Origin of the sequence: Coprococcus sp. AM14-16, from assembly GCF_003434675.1 — a bacterium.
GTDB lineage: Bacteria > Bacillota > Clostridia > Lachnospirales > Lachnospiraceae > Coprococcus > Coprococcus aceti.
Genome location: NZ_QTLL01000001.1, coordinates 948,654 through 963,667, shown reverse-complemented (window position 1 = coordinate 963,667; position 15,014 = coordinate 948,654). Strand labels below are relative to the sequence as shown.

Here is a 15,014-nt window from a genome sequence, read left to right as displayed (position 1 = left end):
TATGAGAAAAAACAGTGTAAAGAATAACAGGATCAACGGTGAGGTCCAGAGAGAACTCAGCAGGATCATCAGCCGTGAGATCAAGGATCCAAGAATATCACCTATGACTTCGGTCGTTGATGTGGTTGTCACACCTGATCTCAAGTTCTGTAAGGCATATATCAGTGTCCTGGGTGACCAGGATGCTGTTGATTCCACATTTGCAGGGTTGAACAGCGCAATGGGATATATCAGAAGAGAGCTTGCTCATTCTGTAAATCTGCGCAATACACCGGAGATAACATTTATCATGGACCAGTCCATAGAGTATGGTGTCAGTATGTCCCACAAGATAGATGAGGCTCTCGGAAAGCATGGCGATGCTGACGAGAGTACAGATGAAAACTCAGAGAGTGAAGATGAGTTTGAAGAGTAGGATATAATATGAGAATTTAAAAGGAGGTATATCATGAACGATCTTATAAGGGAGATAGAGAACGCAGACAGCATAGCCATAACAGGACATATCAATCCTGATGGTGACTGTATAGGTTCAACACTTGGAATGTATAACTATATTACAAGCAATTACCCTGACAAGAGGGTTCAGGTATATCTTCAGGAATTCCCGGATGTGTTCATGTTCCTGAATGGTGCATCTACTGTAAAGCATGAGGCAGATGACGAGACCTATGATCTGTTTATGTCGCTTGACTGCGGAGATATGGACAGATTCACACCATTTGTCAGATATTATGAGACTGCGAAGAGAACCTTGTGTATAGACCACCATGTGTCCAATAAGGGTTTTGGAGATGTATGTTATGTGGAAAGTGGTGCGTGTTCTGCTGCGGAAGCCATATTCAAGCTCCTTGACGCTGATAAGATCAATCAGAAGTGTGCAGAGTGCCTGTATACCGGAATAGTCCACGATACGGGAGTGTTTAAGCACAGCAATACAACAAGGGCAGCCATGACTATAGCGGGAATTCTTATAGAGAAGGGGGCAAGACCAAGCTTTGTCATAGATGAAACCTTCTACAAGAAGACGCTCATACAGAACAAGCTTCTGGGCTATGCTCTTCTCAATATGAAGCAGTTTGCGAATGGAAAGATAACCCATACACTTCTGACAAAGGAGGACTTTGACAGATTTGGTGCCAGCAAGATGGATACGGATGGAATAGTGGATCAGCTCAGACTGACATCAGGTACTGAGGTTGCTTTCTTTATGTATCAGGCTGGTGAGGATAATTACAAGATATCCCTCAGGGCAAATGATATCGTGAACGTGAGTGAGATCGCGTGCAGTCACGGCGGTGGCGGCCATGTGAAGGCTGCGGGATGCAATATGTCAGGTGATCCGGAAAAGATAGTTGCGGAGATAGTTGCGGATATAGAGAAACAGCTTGGCTGATAAATTGCAGAAAAGATGCGATCTGGAACAGGTACTGATACAGCGGACTGATGTAAAAGACTTTGGATTGGATTTGAAATAGTTATGATAGATGGATTTATCAATATATATAAGGAGCAGGGGTTCACGTCATTTGATGTGGTGGCAAAGCTCCGTGGTATATTAAAACAGAAAAAGATAGGTCATACCGGAACTCTCGATCCCATGGCGGAGGGAGTTCTTCTTGTGTGTCTGGGAAGTGCTACGAAGATGTGCGATCTGCTCACTGAGAAGAACAAGACATACACATGTACCATGCTTCTCGGAAAGACCAGCGACACCGAAGACGTGACAGGAGTCATGACAGACGTGACAGATGTATATCCTGATGAGAAGACAGTCAGGGCTGCGGTGATGAGTTTTGTAGGCGATTACATGCAGATCCCGCCTATGTATTCAGCCATCAAGGTAAATGGTAAGAAGCTCTATGAGCTGGCGAGGGCCGGACAGGTTATAGAGAGAGAGCCGAGACCGGTCACGATACATGGTATCACCGTACAGTCGGTAGAACTTCCGAGGGTGACATTCGATGTGAGCTGTTCCAAGGGAACATATATCAGAAGCCTATGCAGGGATATAGGAGAGAAGCTTGGCTGCGGTGCGGTGATGGAGAAGCTTGTCAGAACCGAGGTGAAGGGCTTTACTATAGAGGAAAGTCTGACACTTGATGAGGTGGAGAAGGCAAGGGATGACGGGACACTCATGCAGCATATATTAACAACGGATAAGCTCATGCCGAATATACCGGAGCTTCATATAGCTGAGAAGGGTGTTAAGCCTCTGGCAAATGGAAATAAGCTCAGTGCGGATGCATTTGCCGAGGATAAGATACACAGGGATACCTATGTCAAGGTGTTCAATGAGAATGGAAGATTTGCGGCACTGTATGAATACAGCGATGAGAAGAGGCAGTATGTGCCGTTCAAGATGTTTCCGGTGAGCAATTAAGGACAGACAGTTATGATTCATATAAAGGACACGAAGAAGGTAAAACTGAATAGCACAGAGCGCACGGCGGTTGCCCTTGGAAAGTTTGACGGAATCCATCAGGGACACATGCTGTTGATAGAGCAGGTGTTGAAGCTTCAGAGACAGGGATATATGGGCGTTGTGTTCACATTTGACATGAGGGAAAATCATGTGTTTGATGTGAGTAATATGAAGACCATATATACATCTGAAGAGAAAGCACAGGTGGTATCGGATACCGGAGTTGACGTTCTGGTCGAATATCCGTTTGATGATGTATTTGCTGCAACAGAGCCGGAGGCTTTTATCAGGGATGTACTGGTAGATATGATGAGGGCCGGATATGTCGTGGTTGGAAGCGATTACAGATTCGGCAGAGACAGAAAGGGCGATGTGGATACCCTCAGAAGCTATGCGGACGAGTATGGATATAAGGTCATAGTCATAGACAAGCTGGAACAGGATGACGAGGTGGTCAGCTCAACTGTCATCAGGAAGAATATTTCTGAGGGAGATGTGAGGTCGGTCATTCCGATGCTCGGCAGACCGTACAGTATGACAGGTGAAGTGGTGTCCGGTAAACAGCTTGGAAGGACAATAGGAATACCGACTGCGAATATGCTGCCGGAGGAGCGCAAGCTGTACCCGCCGGCTGGTGTGTATGCTTCAAGGATCAGGATAATCCGGGGGAAGCATACGGGACATGAGGATCCCTTCAGAGTCTATATGGGAATCACCAACATAGGAGACAATCCTACAGTCAACGACAAGGGAAATATCACCATAGAGACGAATATCTTCGACTTTGACAGGAACATATATGGACAGGTCATCAAGGTGGAGCTTATAGAGAAGATCCGGGGCGAGAAGAAATTTGGAAGCCTGGATGAGCTCAAGGCCCAGATGACAAATGACATAGAGAATTCAAAGAGAATACTTGGAAACAAGGTGTTGGTAAAATAGCACAGAAAACATTGGTAATTATGCGGATAAATAATGACGGATTATTGGGTCGCATGAAGATGTTTTCTGTGCTATATTTTTAATAATAGGGTATTTTTTTCTGGTAGAAAAGGAAGTACAAGGAGGAAAAGGGAAATGAGAAAGAAAGCAGCGAGCAGGATCCTGGCATATGTTCTCACCTTATGCATGATCATCGGCAGTATAACCTGGCCGGAGATCACAGCTAAGGCGGAGACCATAACGCTGGATCTGAAACCGGACACCGGTTGGAAGACGGTGACTGCAAAGTCGGATACTTATAGTAAGAAGCCTAAGGCAGAGATGAGGTTTTCTCCACCGAGTGAACTCGGCTCTATGAAAGCGATTGCTGATGCCGGGTATAAGACACTCAAGATCACATATGCGGTGGAGGATTTCACTGAACTAAGTGGGGAAAGTTCAGGAGTTATGCCATTTGTATCATATGGGCCATCGTGGTCCAATAATGATGTATGGATTAATCTGGAAAAAGCCGGACAGTTTGAGGCTACACTTGATCTGGCATCGATCAATACTACCAGCACAGAGAGCGTGGCATTTGGTATACAGATTGCAAATCTCCAGGAGAACAGCACGATCAAATTCAGGATCGTGTCAGCGGTGCTCTCGGGAACAAAGAGCACATCTGGTGGTTCATCAGGGGAGTCTGGCGGTTCGGGAGGCAGCGGACAAGGAAGTGCGGATCTTGATTCTATAGGAAACACAAGCTCAAGCGTAACTGCAAGCCTTGCCGATGGAGATGGAACAGCCAAGGGAGACGGCTACTACGAGACAGAGATAACGATAAATAACAAGAGCAATTCATACATAGCAGACTGGATAGCGGTGGCTGATGTGAATGGTTCAGTAACTGCAGTAAAGGATTACAGTAGCTGGTCAGCCCTCAAGGGTGTATTCAGTGATGGAAAGCTGTACATATATCCAAACACATCCAAGAAGTCAGGTGCAGTAAATGCCGGATCGAGCGTGAGTTATTCAAAGCTTGGCTACACAGGCACGGCAAATGGTGTGTCTATAACAGGTGTCAAGGTGTACTACAGCTCACAGTCAGGTGCATTTGACTCATTTATCGGTTCACTTTCATCATCATCTGGCGGAGCCGGGGACAACACAGGTGAGATCAATACGGATGTTGAGTACAACTATGCAAAGCTTCTTCAGGAGTCACTGTATCTTTATGATGCGAATATGTGCGGAAGTGATGTATCTGCAAAGAGTGAGTTTTCTTGGAGATCAAACTGCCATACTGAGGATGCAAAAACAACATATAATGGAAAGACTGTGGATGTCAGCGGTGGATACCATGATGCGGGAGATCATGCCAAGTTTGGTCTGCCACAGGCATATTCGGCTACAGTTCTAGGGCTTGCGCACATGGAGTTTGCCGAGGCATTTGCGGATACTGCTACAGAGGCACACTATAAGAGGATCATGGACAGATTCGTTGATTATTTCGAGAGATGCACAGTCCTTGGAAGTGATGGCTCGGTTAAGGCTTTCTGTTATCAGGTCGGTGATGGAAATGTCGATCATGGCTACTGGGGAGCTCCGGAAAAGCAGTCATCAAGAAGTGGACAGGCAACATTCACATCTGATTCGGATACGTGTACAGATATCGTTTCAGAGACAGCGGCGGCACTTGCGGCATATTATATAAATTACAAGGATAAGAAAGCGCTTTCCTATGCGGAGAAGCTTTTCACATATGCGGATACTAAGGCTAAGAAGAACAGCTCGGGTCCGGCATCAGGTTTCTATAACTCAGATTCATGGGAAGATGACTATGCCCTTGCGGCGGCTCTTCTGTACAAGGCTACAGGAAAATCAGCATATGCAACAAAATACAATAATGTATATGGTGGCAGAACAAATCCTAACTGGGCTCTTTGCTGGAATAACGTGGCTCAGGCGGCTCTGCTCTACAGTCCTAATTCATCCAAGAAGAGCGTGTTCGTGGAGAACCAGTCAGGACTTATAGCAAGCAAGACACAGTCAGGAGATAACAATTTCTGCCTGATAGACAGCTGGGGATCGGCGAGATATAACACTGCTCATCAGATGACAGGTCTTCTGTATGATACTATATATGGAAAGAATGATTATTCATCATGGGCAAATGGTCAGATGAAGTACATACTTGGCAACAATGCAGGTTCAAAGTGTTTTGTTGTCGGTTACAACAAGTATTCATCAAAGTACCCTCATCACAGAGCCTCAAGCGGATATCAGGGTTCTGTAACTGGAAATGCATATACAAAGCAGGCACATGTACTAGTCGGCGCTTTGGTTGGCGGTCCGGCGGGTTCGAGTACATCCTATGTAGATAGCTCAGAAGATTATAACCAGAACGAGGTTGCACTGGACTATAATGCAAGCCTTGTGGGTGCAGCAGCTGGACTTTATCTGTATGTAAAGAACAGCGGAACAGATGAGGAGAAGGCAGCACAGAAGGTAGTTCCAAAGAGCGAGGTGTCGTCAGAGCTTAGGACGATAAGCGGTGAATCAGGTGGAAATGTCACCACTGAGACTACAACAAAGACAACTACCACAGAGAAGGCAACAAAGAATCCTTCATCTGGATCCAGCACGGGTTCGACAGGATCAACAACAGGTTCATCAACAGAAAAGACTACAGAGTCTTCTACGGAAACTCAGGTTATACCAGTCAAAGGAATCACATTTGACCAAACGGCACTTACTATGAAGGTAGGTGAGAGTGGACAGATAAAAGCCACAGTCACACCAGCGGATGCGACAGACAGCTCACTCGTGTGGACAAGCTCTGACAGGACAAAGGTATCAGTTCAGAATGGCAAGATAACGGCACTTACAGCTGGAACGGCCACCATCACCGCAAAGGCAAAGGATGGTTCAGGAGTTAAGGCTGTGTGCAAAGTCAAGGTTCTTGAGCCGGGAAAACTGTCATGCGAAACTTCTGGAAAGGCATGGAATGCTCTTGTCTATGGATACGGGGATGTTTCTTCAGAACGCATAGGCTTAAGTAATTGTGGCGAGACTGAGCTGAGCGATGTGAAGGCGAGTCTCAAGACCGGAAGTAATTTCCAGATCACAGTATATCCTGCAGGTCAGATAGCAGCCGGACAGGAGACCTCTGTTGAGGTGAGACCTGTGACAGGCCTTGCTGCAGGAAGCTATAGCGATACACTTGTGATCACAACAGCAAATGGAACAGCGAATATACTTCTTAAAGCGAAAGTCGCAAAGTCTGAGAACACAGCTAGTGTGTCACTTGCCAAAAAGGCAGTTTCATCATTATCTGTAACAGTTGAGAGCTATGTATCAGGTACAAATACAGGAGTTGAATATGCAATATCTACAGTTCCTGTCGATGATGCGGATAGTCTCACATGGCAGGACGGCGCATATTTTGCAGGACGCAAGGCATTTACAAAGTATTATGTATATGGACGAATGAAGGCAACTTCAAATCTGAATGCCGGTGCAATGAGTAAGGCACTTGAGATTGTGACACTTGTGTCAGATCCATACACAATAGATGTTGGACGACTTGGCGACAGTGAATATGTTGGAGCTTTGGTAGATGGCAATGGCAATCCAACTGTAAGAGTGTCTGAGTCCGGTAAAAATATACTGGTTTCATTTACACAGAGCGGTGATTATACTGTGACGGGCGATGGCGCAGATGTGGCGGTTGATACCGGAAAAGCAGGCAGTATCACGATAGACAGTGCTGTGTTAAAGAAACTCACAGTAGATCCAGGCAATTCTGGAACATTCGTGATCAGTGTGCTTGGAAACAATATCGTCTCAGATGGAATCAAATGTATGGAGAATTCTGCGGGATCAGGTGTTGTGAAGATAAATGGAAATGGCGATTCATCAGTGATAGTCTCATCAACACCGGATGCTCCGGCGGTGAAGGCTGACGGAGATGTTGAGATATCAGGCATAAAGATAAAGTCTGAGGGCAAGGGCGTTGAATCAGCTGGCACAGTGAAGATATCCGGTGGCAGCAACAAGATAGAGGCAGTGTCGGAGGCCGTTGCAGCGAAGGATGTCGAGATGACAGGTGGCTTGCTTGATGCCACATCCACAGCTCTTGGCGAGGATGAGTCGGTTATATCAGCGGATAATTCTATAAAGCTTGTAGGCGGAAAGATCACAGCAGATGCATCAGGTTCAAGTACAGGTGGATCATTTGGTGTCAGATCAGACGATGGAAAGATCATAGTTGACGGAGATGCCGTTATAGGCGGAGATCCGACGTATTCAAAGGATCCTGTAGACAGCACGGGTGAGAGCATTGTTATGGTCAAGGTGACATTTGTCGATGAGAATGATGATCAGATCTGTGTATCGTCATTCAACAAGGGTTCAATACTTGATATCTCAAAGCTCGATATAACTACAAAAGATGGTGTAGCTTACTCAGCATCAAAGCCTGGGTACAGCCTGACATGGACCGACAATGCAGGTAAGACATATGTGGCCGATGCGTTGTATGGAGCCGTGGATGGAGATATTACACTGAAGGCTGTGTGGACATGGATAACGGTTGACATATCTAAGAGCGCAAAGGTAATTTATAAGGCGACACAGAAGGCATCCTACAAGGCTAAATATACGGGAGCGAAGATAACTCCTGCAGTAGTGGTTAGTGTCGGAAATACCACACTTGTATCTGGCACAGATTACACAGTTACATATTCATCGAATATAAATGCCGGAACAGCCAAAGCGGTCGTAAAGGGCAAAGGAAAATACAAAGGCACGGTTACATTGACATTTGCCATTGCAAAGAGAGATATCAAAAAGGCAAAGGTGGCTGTGTCAGCAAAGGTTCTGTATACAGGCAAGGCTGTAAAGCCAAATACCAAGGTGGTGTATGGCAAGACCAAGCTCACATTGAATAAGAACTACAAGATAACATGCTATTCCAATAAGAACTTCGGCAAGGCAAAGGTCGTCATAACCGGAATTGGCAACTATGGTGGAAGTGTGGTGAGATACTTCAATATAGTTACAAAGGCTGGAAAGGTATACACATACGGAAACTATAGATACAAGATAACAAATGCATCCACAAGCGGAAGAGGAACAGTAACTCTTGTGTCAGCTGTCAAGAAGACAACTTCTGTTACAGTGCCGGATGCGATAAAGCTTGGCGGAAAGACATTCAAGGTCACTGCCATAGGAGGCGGAGCATTCAAGGGCAATACAAAGCTTGCAAAGGTTGTTATAAGCAAGAATGTAAAGACCATAGGTTCAAAGGCATTTTACGGATGTAAGAACCTCAAGGCACTTGTGGTGAGAAACACAGCCATGACCACAAAGACGGTAGGAGCTGCTGCCTTTACAGGAACATACGCAAAGATGACCGTAAAAGTACCGGCATCAAAGCTTGCTTACTATAAGAAACTTCTGGTAGCAAGGGGTGTGTCTAAGAAAGCGGTTATCAAAAAGTAAGATATATTCAATAAAATAATTTCTTTATAGACATTTCAGAAAGATCCAGACATGACGTATAAGTTGTGCCTGGATCTTTTTTCTATAGGTAGAGATGGGGGACGGAGGTGCTTAACATAAAACAGGCAAAGAGTTTGCTGAATGGTATTGCCTAATATTTTGCTTTGAATGGTTTACAAAATGATTTGCGCTTCAAAGTTTTATGTGACAAACGTAACATCCTATGATATTATAAAAAAGATATAAGCGAAAATGACTTTTGCAGAAAGACGTTTTAAAGATATGGAACGATCTTAGTACAAATGAGCAGGAAACAGTGATGTCAATGTTGTGTGGACTTCGGAAGTAGAAGAACAGTTCGAATGTATATATCGGCTGTTCTTTTTTTGGGTATAAGTTTAAAAGTTAAAAAAGGATAATCGGCAAACCAGATGAAAGTCTGGGACGCAAAGCTACAGGGCCTTTAAAATGGCAGCCAGTTGCATGAAATTAGTTGCACTGTCTGTAGGACAGTGTTTTTTTATGATGCTATTTCATAGATGTAACCATAATAATTTTATTAGGAAATCAGATATGAAAAAACGAAAAAATAGTAAAGGATAGACGGAAAATGATAGGAAAAAGAGTGATTGCAGGCATTCTGCTTGCGGGAATCTTAACAGTCACCCTGGCAGGGTGCACAAACACAGGTGACAGTAGAAAAGAAATGGAAAAACCCATCATCACGCTCGGGAGTGACAGTTATCCACCATACAATTATCTGAATGAGGATGGAATCCCGACAGGAATCGATGTAGAACTGGCTACAGAAGCTTTCGAAAGAATGGGATATCAGGTGGAGGTTGTACAGATCAACTGGGAGAAGAAAAAAGAACTGGTGGAGAGCGGAGAGATTGACTGTATCATGGGTTGTTTTTCCATGGAAGGACGCCTTGACGATTATCGCTGGGCGGGACCATATATAGCAAGCCGTCAGGTGGTTGCTGTAAATGAGAACAGCAATATCTATAAACTGAGTGACCTGGAGGGAAAGAACCTGGCTGTCCAGTCCACAACCAAACCGGAAGGCATCTTTCTGAACCGGACAGATGAAAGAATCCCCAAGCTGGGAAATCTGATCAGTCTTGCACACCGGGAGTTGATTTATACGTTTCTGGGGAAAGGATATGTAGATGCAGTTGCCGCACATGAGGAATCGATTTTCCAGTATATGAAGGATTATAACACAAGCTTCCGTATTCTAGAAGAACCGCTGATGATTACGGGGATAGGTGTTGCTTTCGCAAAAGATGATGACAGAGGAATCTGTGAGCAGATGGACCAGACGCTGGAAGAAATGCGTCAGGATGGCACATCCCTGAAAATCATTGAAAAATACCTGGATAATCCTGAGAAGTATCTGGAGGTAGATGATCTTGGATATTAAGAGAAAGAAGAAAGAAAAACGAATCCGGCTGCTCGGTGGTCTGATTGGAATCTGTGTGGCAATAGCCTTTCTGTTCTATTTCTTCAACGCAGAAAAAACAGAAGCAGAGAAAAGAATGTTGGAGATTGTAAACTATGTCAAAGTGCAGTGTTCAAGCTACACCCATTATAATGAATCTTCGGAATCCAAAAGTCTCCTCCGTGCGATTGAAAGTGCCAGACAGATGAGTACGAATATCGACATGGAAACAGAAAACGGTGGTCAGCTGAGTCAGGAATTTCTGAAAGAAAATCTGCAGACGCTCTGGGTGGATGGTATCATTGTACTGGATAAAGAAGGAAAGACGGACTGTGAATACAGCACGGATGAATTTCTGTACAACGAGATTACGGAGTATCTGCAAAAAGAAATTATCATGGATTTTGCCGGATATGAAGAAAGATCTTATTCAGAACGGTTTACCAGGGAAGATGGATCATATATTGATATTGCAGCCTGCGCCAGAAAAGATGCACCGGGTATTGTGGCAATCTACTATTACACATCACCTGAATTTGCTAGAAATTATACCCTTACGATACAGAGGCTTTTAAACGGCTATAGTGTCCATAAAGATGGAACAATAATTATTGCAGATGATGGAATAGTTGTTGCCAGTAACGATGAGAGCCTTCTGGGGCAGAATACAACTGGTAACGAGGTTGTTCAGGAAATGAAAAAGCATACAGACAGTCAGCATATTTATCATTTGAAGAATGAGGGAACTGGATGTTACGGTATCATGCTGAAGCAGCGAGATTATTATATTTATGCATATCTTCCGGACACAGAAGTGTTTCATAACCTTCCATTGAGTGTAGCAGGTGTTATTTTTCTTTATTTGCTGATGTTCAGTACATTTTGGTTCTGGGCATACAGAACCAATCTTACACATCAGAAACTGGAACAGGAAAAAGACGAAAAATATAAAGCAGAACTTCTGATAGCTGCAAAAAAGGCAGAAGCCGCCAATGAGGCAAAAACGGAGTTCCTTCAGCGAATGAGCCATGATATCCGGACTCCGATCAATGGAATCTGCGGTTTGGTCAATATGGCAGACTATTATGCAGATGATATGGAGAAGCAGGCGGAATACAGGACAAAGGTTAAAGAGGCATCCAATCTGTTGCTGGAACTGGTAAATGATATTCTGGATATGAGTAAGCTTGAGTCTGGTGAAATCGTTCTGGAAGAGATTCCATTTAATCTGAGCAGTATTTCAAGGGAAGTATTCGTTGTGATCGAGCCGATGGCTGCAGAACAGAATATCCGGATCGTGTGGGAGAAAAAAGAAATCACACACCAGAATTTTATTGGAAGTCCAGGGTATGTGAAACGTGTGATGATGAATATCCTGTCGAATGCGGTGAAATATAATATAGAAAACGGACGTATATATATCAGCTGCATGGAAATTCCATCCGAACAGCCAGAAATGACGACAATGGAATTTGTCTGCCGGGATACAGGAATCGGAATGACTGAGGAGTTCCAGAAATGTGTGTTTGAACCATTCACGCAGGAACACACAGGAAGCCGCACAAAATTTGCAGGAACAGGCCTGGGAATGCCGATTGTAAAAAATCTGGTCGAGAAAATGGGTGGAACAATTACCTTTGAAAGCAAAGAAGGCGAAGGAACTACCTTTGTGATCAGGGTTCCGTTTAAAATAGATCTAGATGCGAATAAACGTGAAGAGCAGAAGTGTGTATCAGAAAAATCTATAAAGGGACTGCATATTCTTCTGGCAGAAGATAATGAGCTGAATATGGAAATTGCAGAATTTGTGCTTCATAATGAAGGTGCGGACGTGACAAAAGCATGGAATGGTAAGGAAGCTGTTGAGCTGTTCAGAAAAAGTGAATCTGGTGATTTTGATGCTATTCTTATGGACATTATGATGCCGGTCATGAATGGTTATGAAGCCACAAAGATGATCAGGTCTTTGGACAGAGTGGATGCAAAGAAGGTACCGATCATTGCAATGACAGCAAATGCATTTACGGAGGACAGGCTGAAAGCTAAAGAAGCAGGAATGAATGACCATGTGGCGAAGCCGGTTGACATGAGTATTTTAATATCTGTCATTGCAAAATATATAGAACGATGATCCGTTTTTGGAAAAAGAGGAGCAGAGTAATGAAGAACATGAAGGTAAGAATCCCAATGTATTTTGTTGGACTGTTTATTATGACTATAGGAATAGCACTTTCAGTCAAATCCAATCTGGGAGTGTCGCCGGTTAGCTCTATACCATATACGATGACATGTGTATGGGGAATCGAGATGGGAAAGGCAACGATCATATTCCATGCGGCATTGGTGCTTATACAGATCATTATACTTCGAAAGAATTTCAAACCGATAAATCTCCTTCAGATAGTGGTTGGAGTAGTATTTGGATACTTTACGACGTTCTGTAATTATCTTGCGACATTTCTGCCGTCAACAGATATCATAGTTGTCAGAGTTGCCTTGATGCTTGTGAGTACCGTATTCATAGCAGGCGGAATATTCTTTTATCTGCCGGCGGATCTTATCCCACTTGCCGGGGAGGGTGTTATGCAGGCTGTTTCAGAGGTCACACACATTGAATTTTCAAAGGTAAAGATCGGATTTGATTGTTCTATGGTGGCTGTGTCGGTCGTAACATGCCTGATCTGTATACATAGTCTTGGAAGCGTGGGCGCCGGTACGGTTATTGCCGCATTCCTTGTTGGATTCAATCTTGGCAAGTTAAATAAGGCATTTGGCGGAAAACGAGATAAACTTCTTGGAAAGCACACATACACTGAGGAGGAAGTGCTCAGGGAGAGAATGGAGCAATTGCATTAGGACTTTTGGATAAAATTGTATCGTATAAACTATTTTATAATGGTAATCAAAATTTCCAATTAGAACTGCAATCTGCCTGCACTGTATTTGAAGTCGTCGAAATCATCGGGTATCCGTGAGAGTTCGTCTATGTATGCCTGACTGTCATATGGCTCATTTGCATTTATATGATGTTCCATATCTGTTATTTCCCCTTCATAAATGGCTGGCATGGGGAGTTTTATTTGTTTGCTTTTGATATTACGTGGTGTATAATTTATAGCATACAAATTTTGGTTTGTTGTACGTGTAAAGGAGAATGCAAATGATAACAGGGGATTTGAAGAATAAAATAGACAGTTTATGGGATATATTTGCCGCGGGTGGACTCGTCAATCCACTTGAGGTTATAGAGCAGATAACATATCTTATGTTTATCCATGATTTAGACGATGTGGACAACAAAAAGGCTAAGGAATGTGAGATGCTAGGGCTTCCGTTTAGCAGTATATTTGCTGATGAGGTGAAGATAGGAGACAGAAACATTGACGGAAAGCAGCTCAAATGGTCTGTATTCAGGGATTTTCCTGCTGAGAAAATGTACAGTGTCATGCAAGAATGGGTTTTCCCATTTATAAAAAATCTTCATAGTGACAAGAACAGCGCATATTCAAAATATATGGATGATGCTATATTCAAGCTTCCGACACCGATTCTTCTTTCGAAGGTTGTTGACTCGCTGGATGAGATATATAAATTGATGAATGAAATCCAGTCAGTTGACGTGAGAGGCGATGTGTATGAATATTTGCTTTCAAAGATAGCACAGTCTGGAAGAAACGGTCAGTTCAGGACACCGAGACATATAATCCGAATGATGGTTGAGATGATGGATCCGGCAGCAGACGAGATGATATGTGATCCTGCATGTGGAACATCCGGTTTCCTTGTTGCGTCAGGGGAGTACCTCAGGGAAAAGAAGAAAGAAGACATCTTTTATAACAAAGCAAATAGAGATCACTATATGAATCATATGTTCTATGGATATGATATGGATAGAACGATGCTTCGTATAGGTGCTATGAATATGATGACACATGGTATAGATAATCCATGTATTGAATATAGAGACAGCTTATCAGATCAGAATAGTGATAAGAATAAATATACACTTGTTCTTGCAAATCCACCGTTCAAGGGAAGTCTGGATGCTGAATCAGTTTCAGCAGATCTTCTCAAGATGTGCAAGACAAAGAAGACAGAATTGCTGTTCCTTACATTGTTCATAAGGATATTGCAGGTAGGCGGTAGATGTGCATGTATAGTTCCGGATGGAGTGTTGTTTGGTTCGTCTGTAGCACATAAGGCAATCCGTAAAGAAATAGTGGAAAATCAGAAACTTCAGGCAGTCATCTCCATGCCATCAGGAGTGTTTAAGCCATATGCGGGAGTTTCAACTGCGATACTGATATTTACAAAGACAGATCACGGTGGAACGGACAAAGTATGGTTCTATGATATGACGGCAGACGGATACAGTCTTGACGATAAGAGAACACCGGTAAATGATAACGATATACCTGACATAATAGAGAGATTTGCACATCTTGACAAAGAAAATGACAGAAAGCGAACGGACAAGTCATTCTTTGTGTCAAAGGAAGAGATAGTGGACAATGCTTACGACCTCAGCATCAATAAGTACAAGGAAGTAGAGTATACACCAGTAGAGTATCCGCCTACATCTGAGATAATGGCAAATATAAGAGATCTGGAGAGAAAGATAAGTCAGGAAATGGATGAACTTGAGAAATTGCTGGTTGATGATAACCAGTAATTTATTGAAAATATTAGGAAAGGGGAAAACAAACTCGACTTTAG

9 protein-coding genes and 1 riboswitch are annotated in these 15,014 nt (G+C 43.4%); all 9 genes read left to right on the top strand.

The genetic code is table 11. The features are described from left to right. The first annotated feature begins 1 nt into the window (after nt 1). The 9 genes from rbfA (at nt 2) to DW159_RS04265 (ending at nt 14,970) form a co-directional block, all read left to right on the top strand. Complete coding sequence (gene rbfA, locus DW159_RS04305; RefSeq protein ID WP_015534838.1) at nt 2–415, top strand: 30S ribosome-binding factor RbfA; 414 nt, start codon at nt 2–4, stop codon at nt 413–415. Between the two features lie 33 nt (nt 416–448). After that, the gene (locus DW159_RS04300; protein WP_117549054.1) at nt 449–1,396 is read left to right on the top strand and encodes a DHH family phosphoesterase; all 948 of its coding nucleotides are present in this window, start codon (nt 449–451) and stop codon (nt 1,394–1,396) included. Nucleotides 1,397–1,480: 84 nt separating this feature from the next. Beyond that, nucleotides 1,481–2,383, top strand: a complete 903-nt coding sequence (gene truB / locus DW159_RS04295) for a tRNA pseudouridine(55) synthase TruB (RefSeq protein WP_117549053.1) — start codon at nt 1,481–1,483, stop codon at nt 2,381–2,383. 12 nt (nt 2,384–2,395) lie between these two features. Further along, nucleotides 2,396–3,367 (top strand): bifunctional riboflavin kinase/FAD synthetase, encoded by a 972-nt coding sequence (locus DW159_RS04290; protein ID WP_117549052.1) that lies wholly within the window; start codon nt 2,396–2,398, stop codon nt 3,365–3,367. A 135-nt stretch (nt 3,368–3,502) separates the two neighbouring features. Then, nucleotides 3,503–8,854: a glycoside hydrolase family 9 protein gene (locus tag DW159_RS04285; protein WP_117549051.1), complete on the top strand. Its 5,352-nt coding sequence runs from the start codon at nt 3,503–3,505 to the stop codon at nt 8,852–8,854. A gap of 411 nt (nt 8,855–9,265) precedes the next feature. Beyond that, nucleotides 9,266–9,341, top strand: a riboswitch (cyclic di-GMP riboswitch). Between the two features lie 123 nt (nt 9,342–9,464). Next, complete coding sequence (locus DW159_RS04280; RefSeq protein WP_117549050.1) at nt 9,465–10,280, top strand: substrate-binding periplasmic protein; 816 nt, start codon at nt 9,465–9,467, stop codon at nt 10,278–10,280. Beyond that, a complete protein-coding gene (locus tag DW159_RS04275; protein WP_117549049.1) occupies nt 10,264–12,429 on the top strand; it encodes an ATP-binding response regulator in 2,166 nt (721 codons plus the stop codon). The genes DW159_RS04280 and DW159_RS04275 overlap by 17 nt, the downstream gene beginning before the upstream one ends. A 29-nt stretch (nt 12,430–12,458) precedes the next feature. After that, the gene (locus DW159_RS04270; protein WP_117549048.1) at nt 12,459–13,154 is read left to right on the top strand and encodes a YczE/YyaS/YitT family protein; all 696 of its coding nucleotides are present in this window, start codon (nt 12,459–12,461) and stop codon (nt 13,152–13,154) included. A gap of 304 nt (nt 13,155–13,458) precedes the next feature. Continuing rightward, a complete protein-coding gene (locus DW159_RS04265; protein ID WP_117549047.1) occupies nt 13,459–14,970 on the top strand; it encodes a class I SAM-dependent DNA methyltransferase in 1,512 nt (503 codons plus the stop codon). The last annotated feature ends 44 nt before the right edge of the window (nt 14,971–15,014 follow it).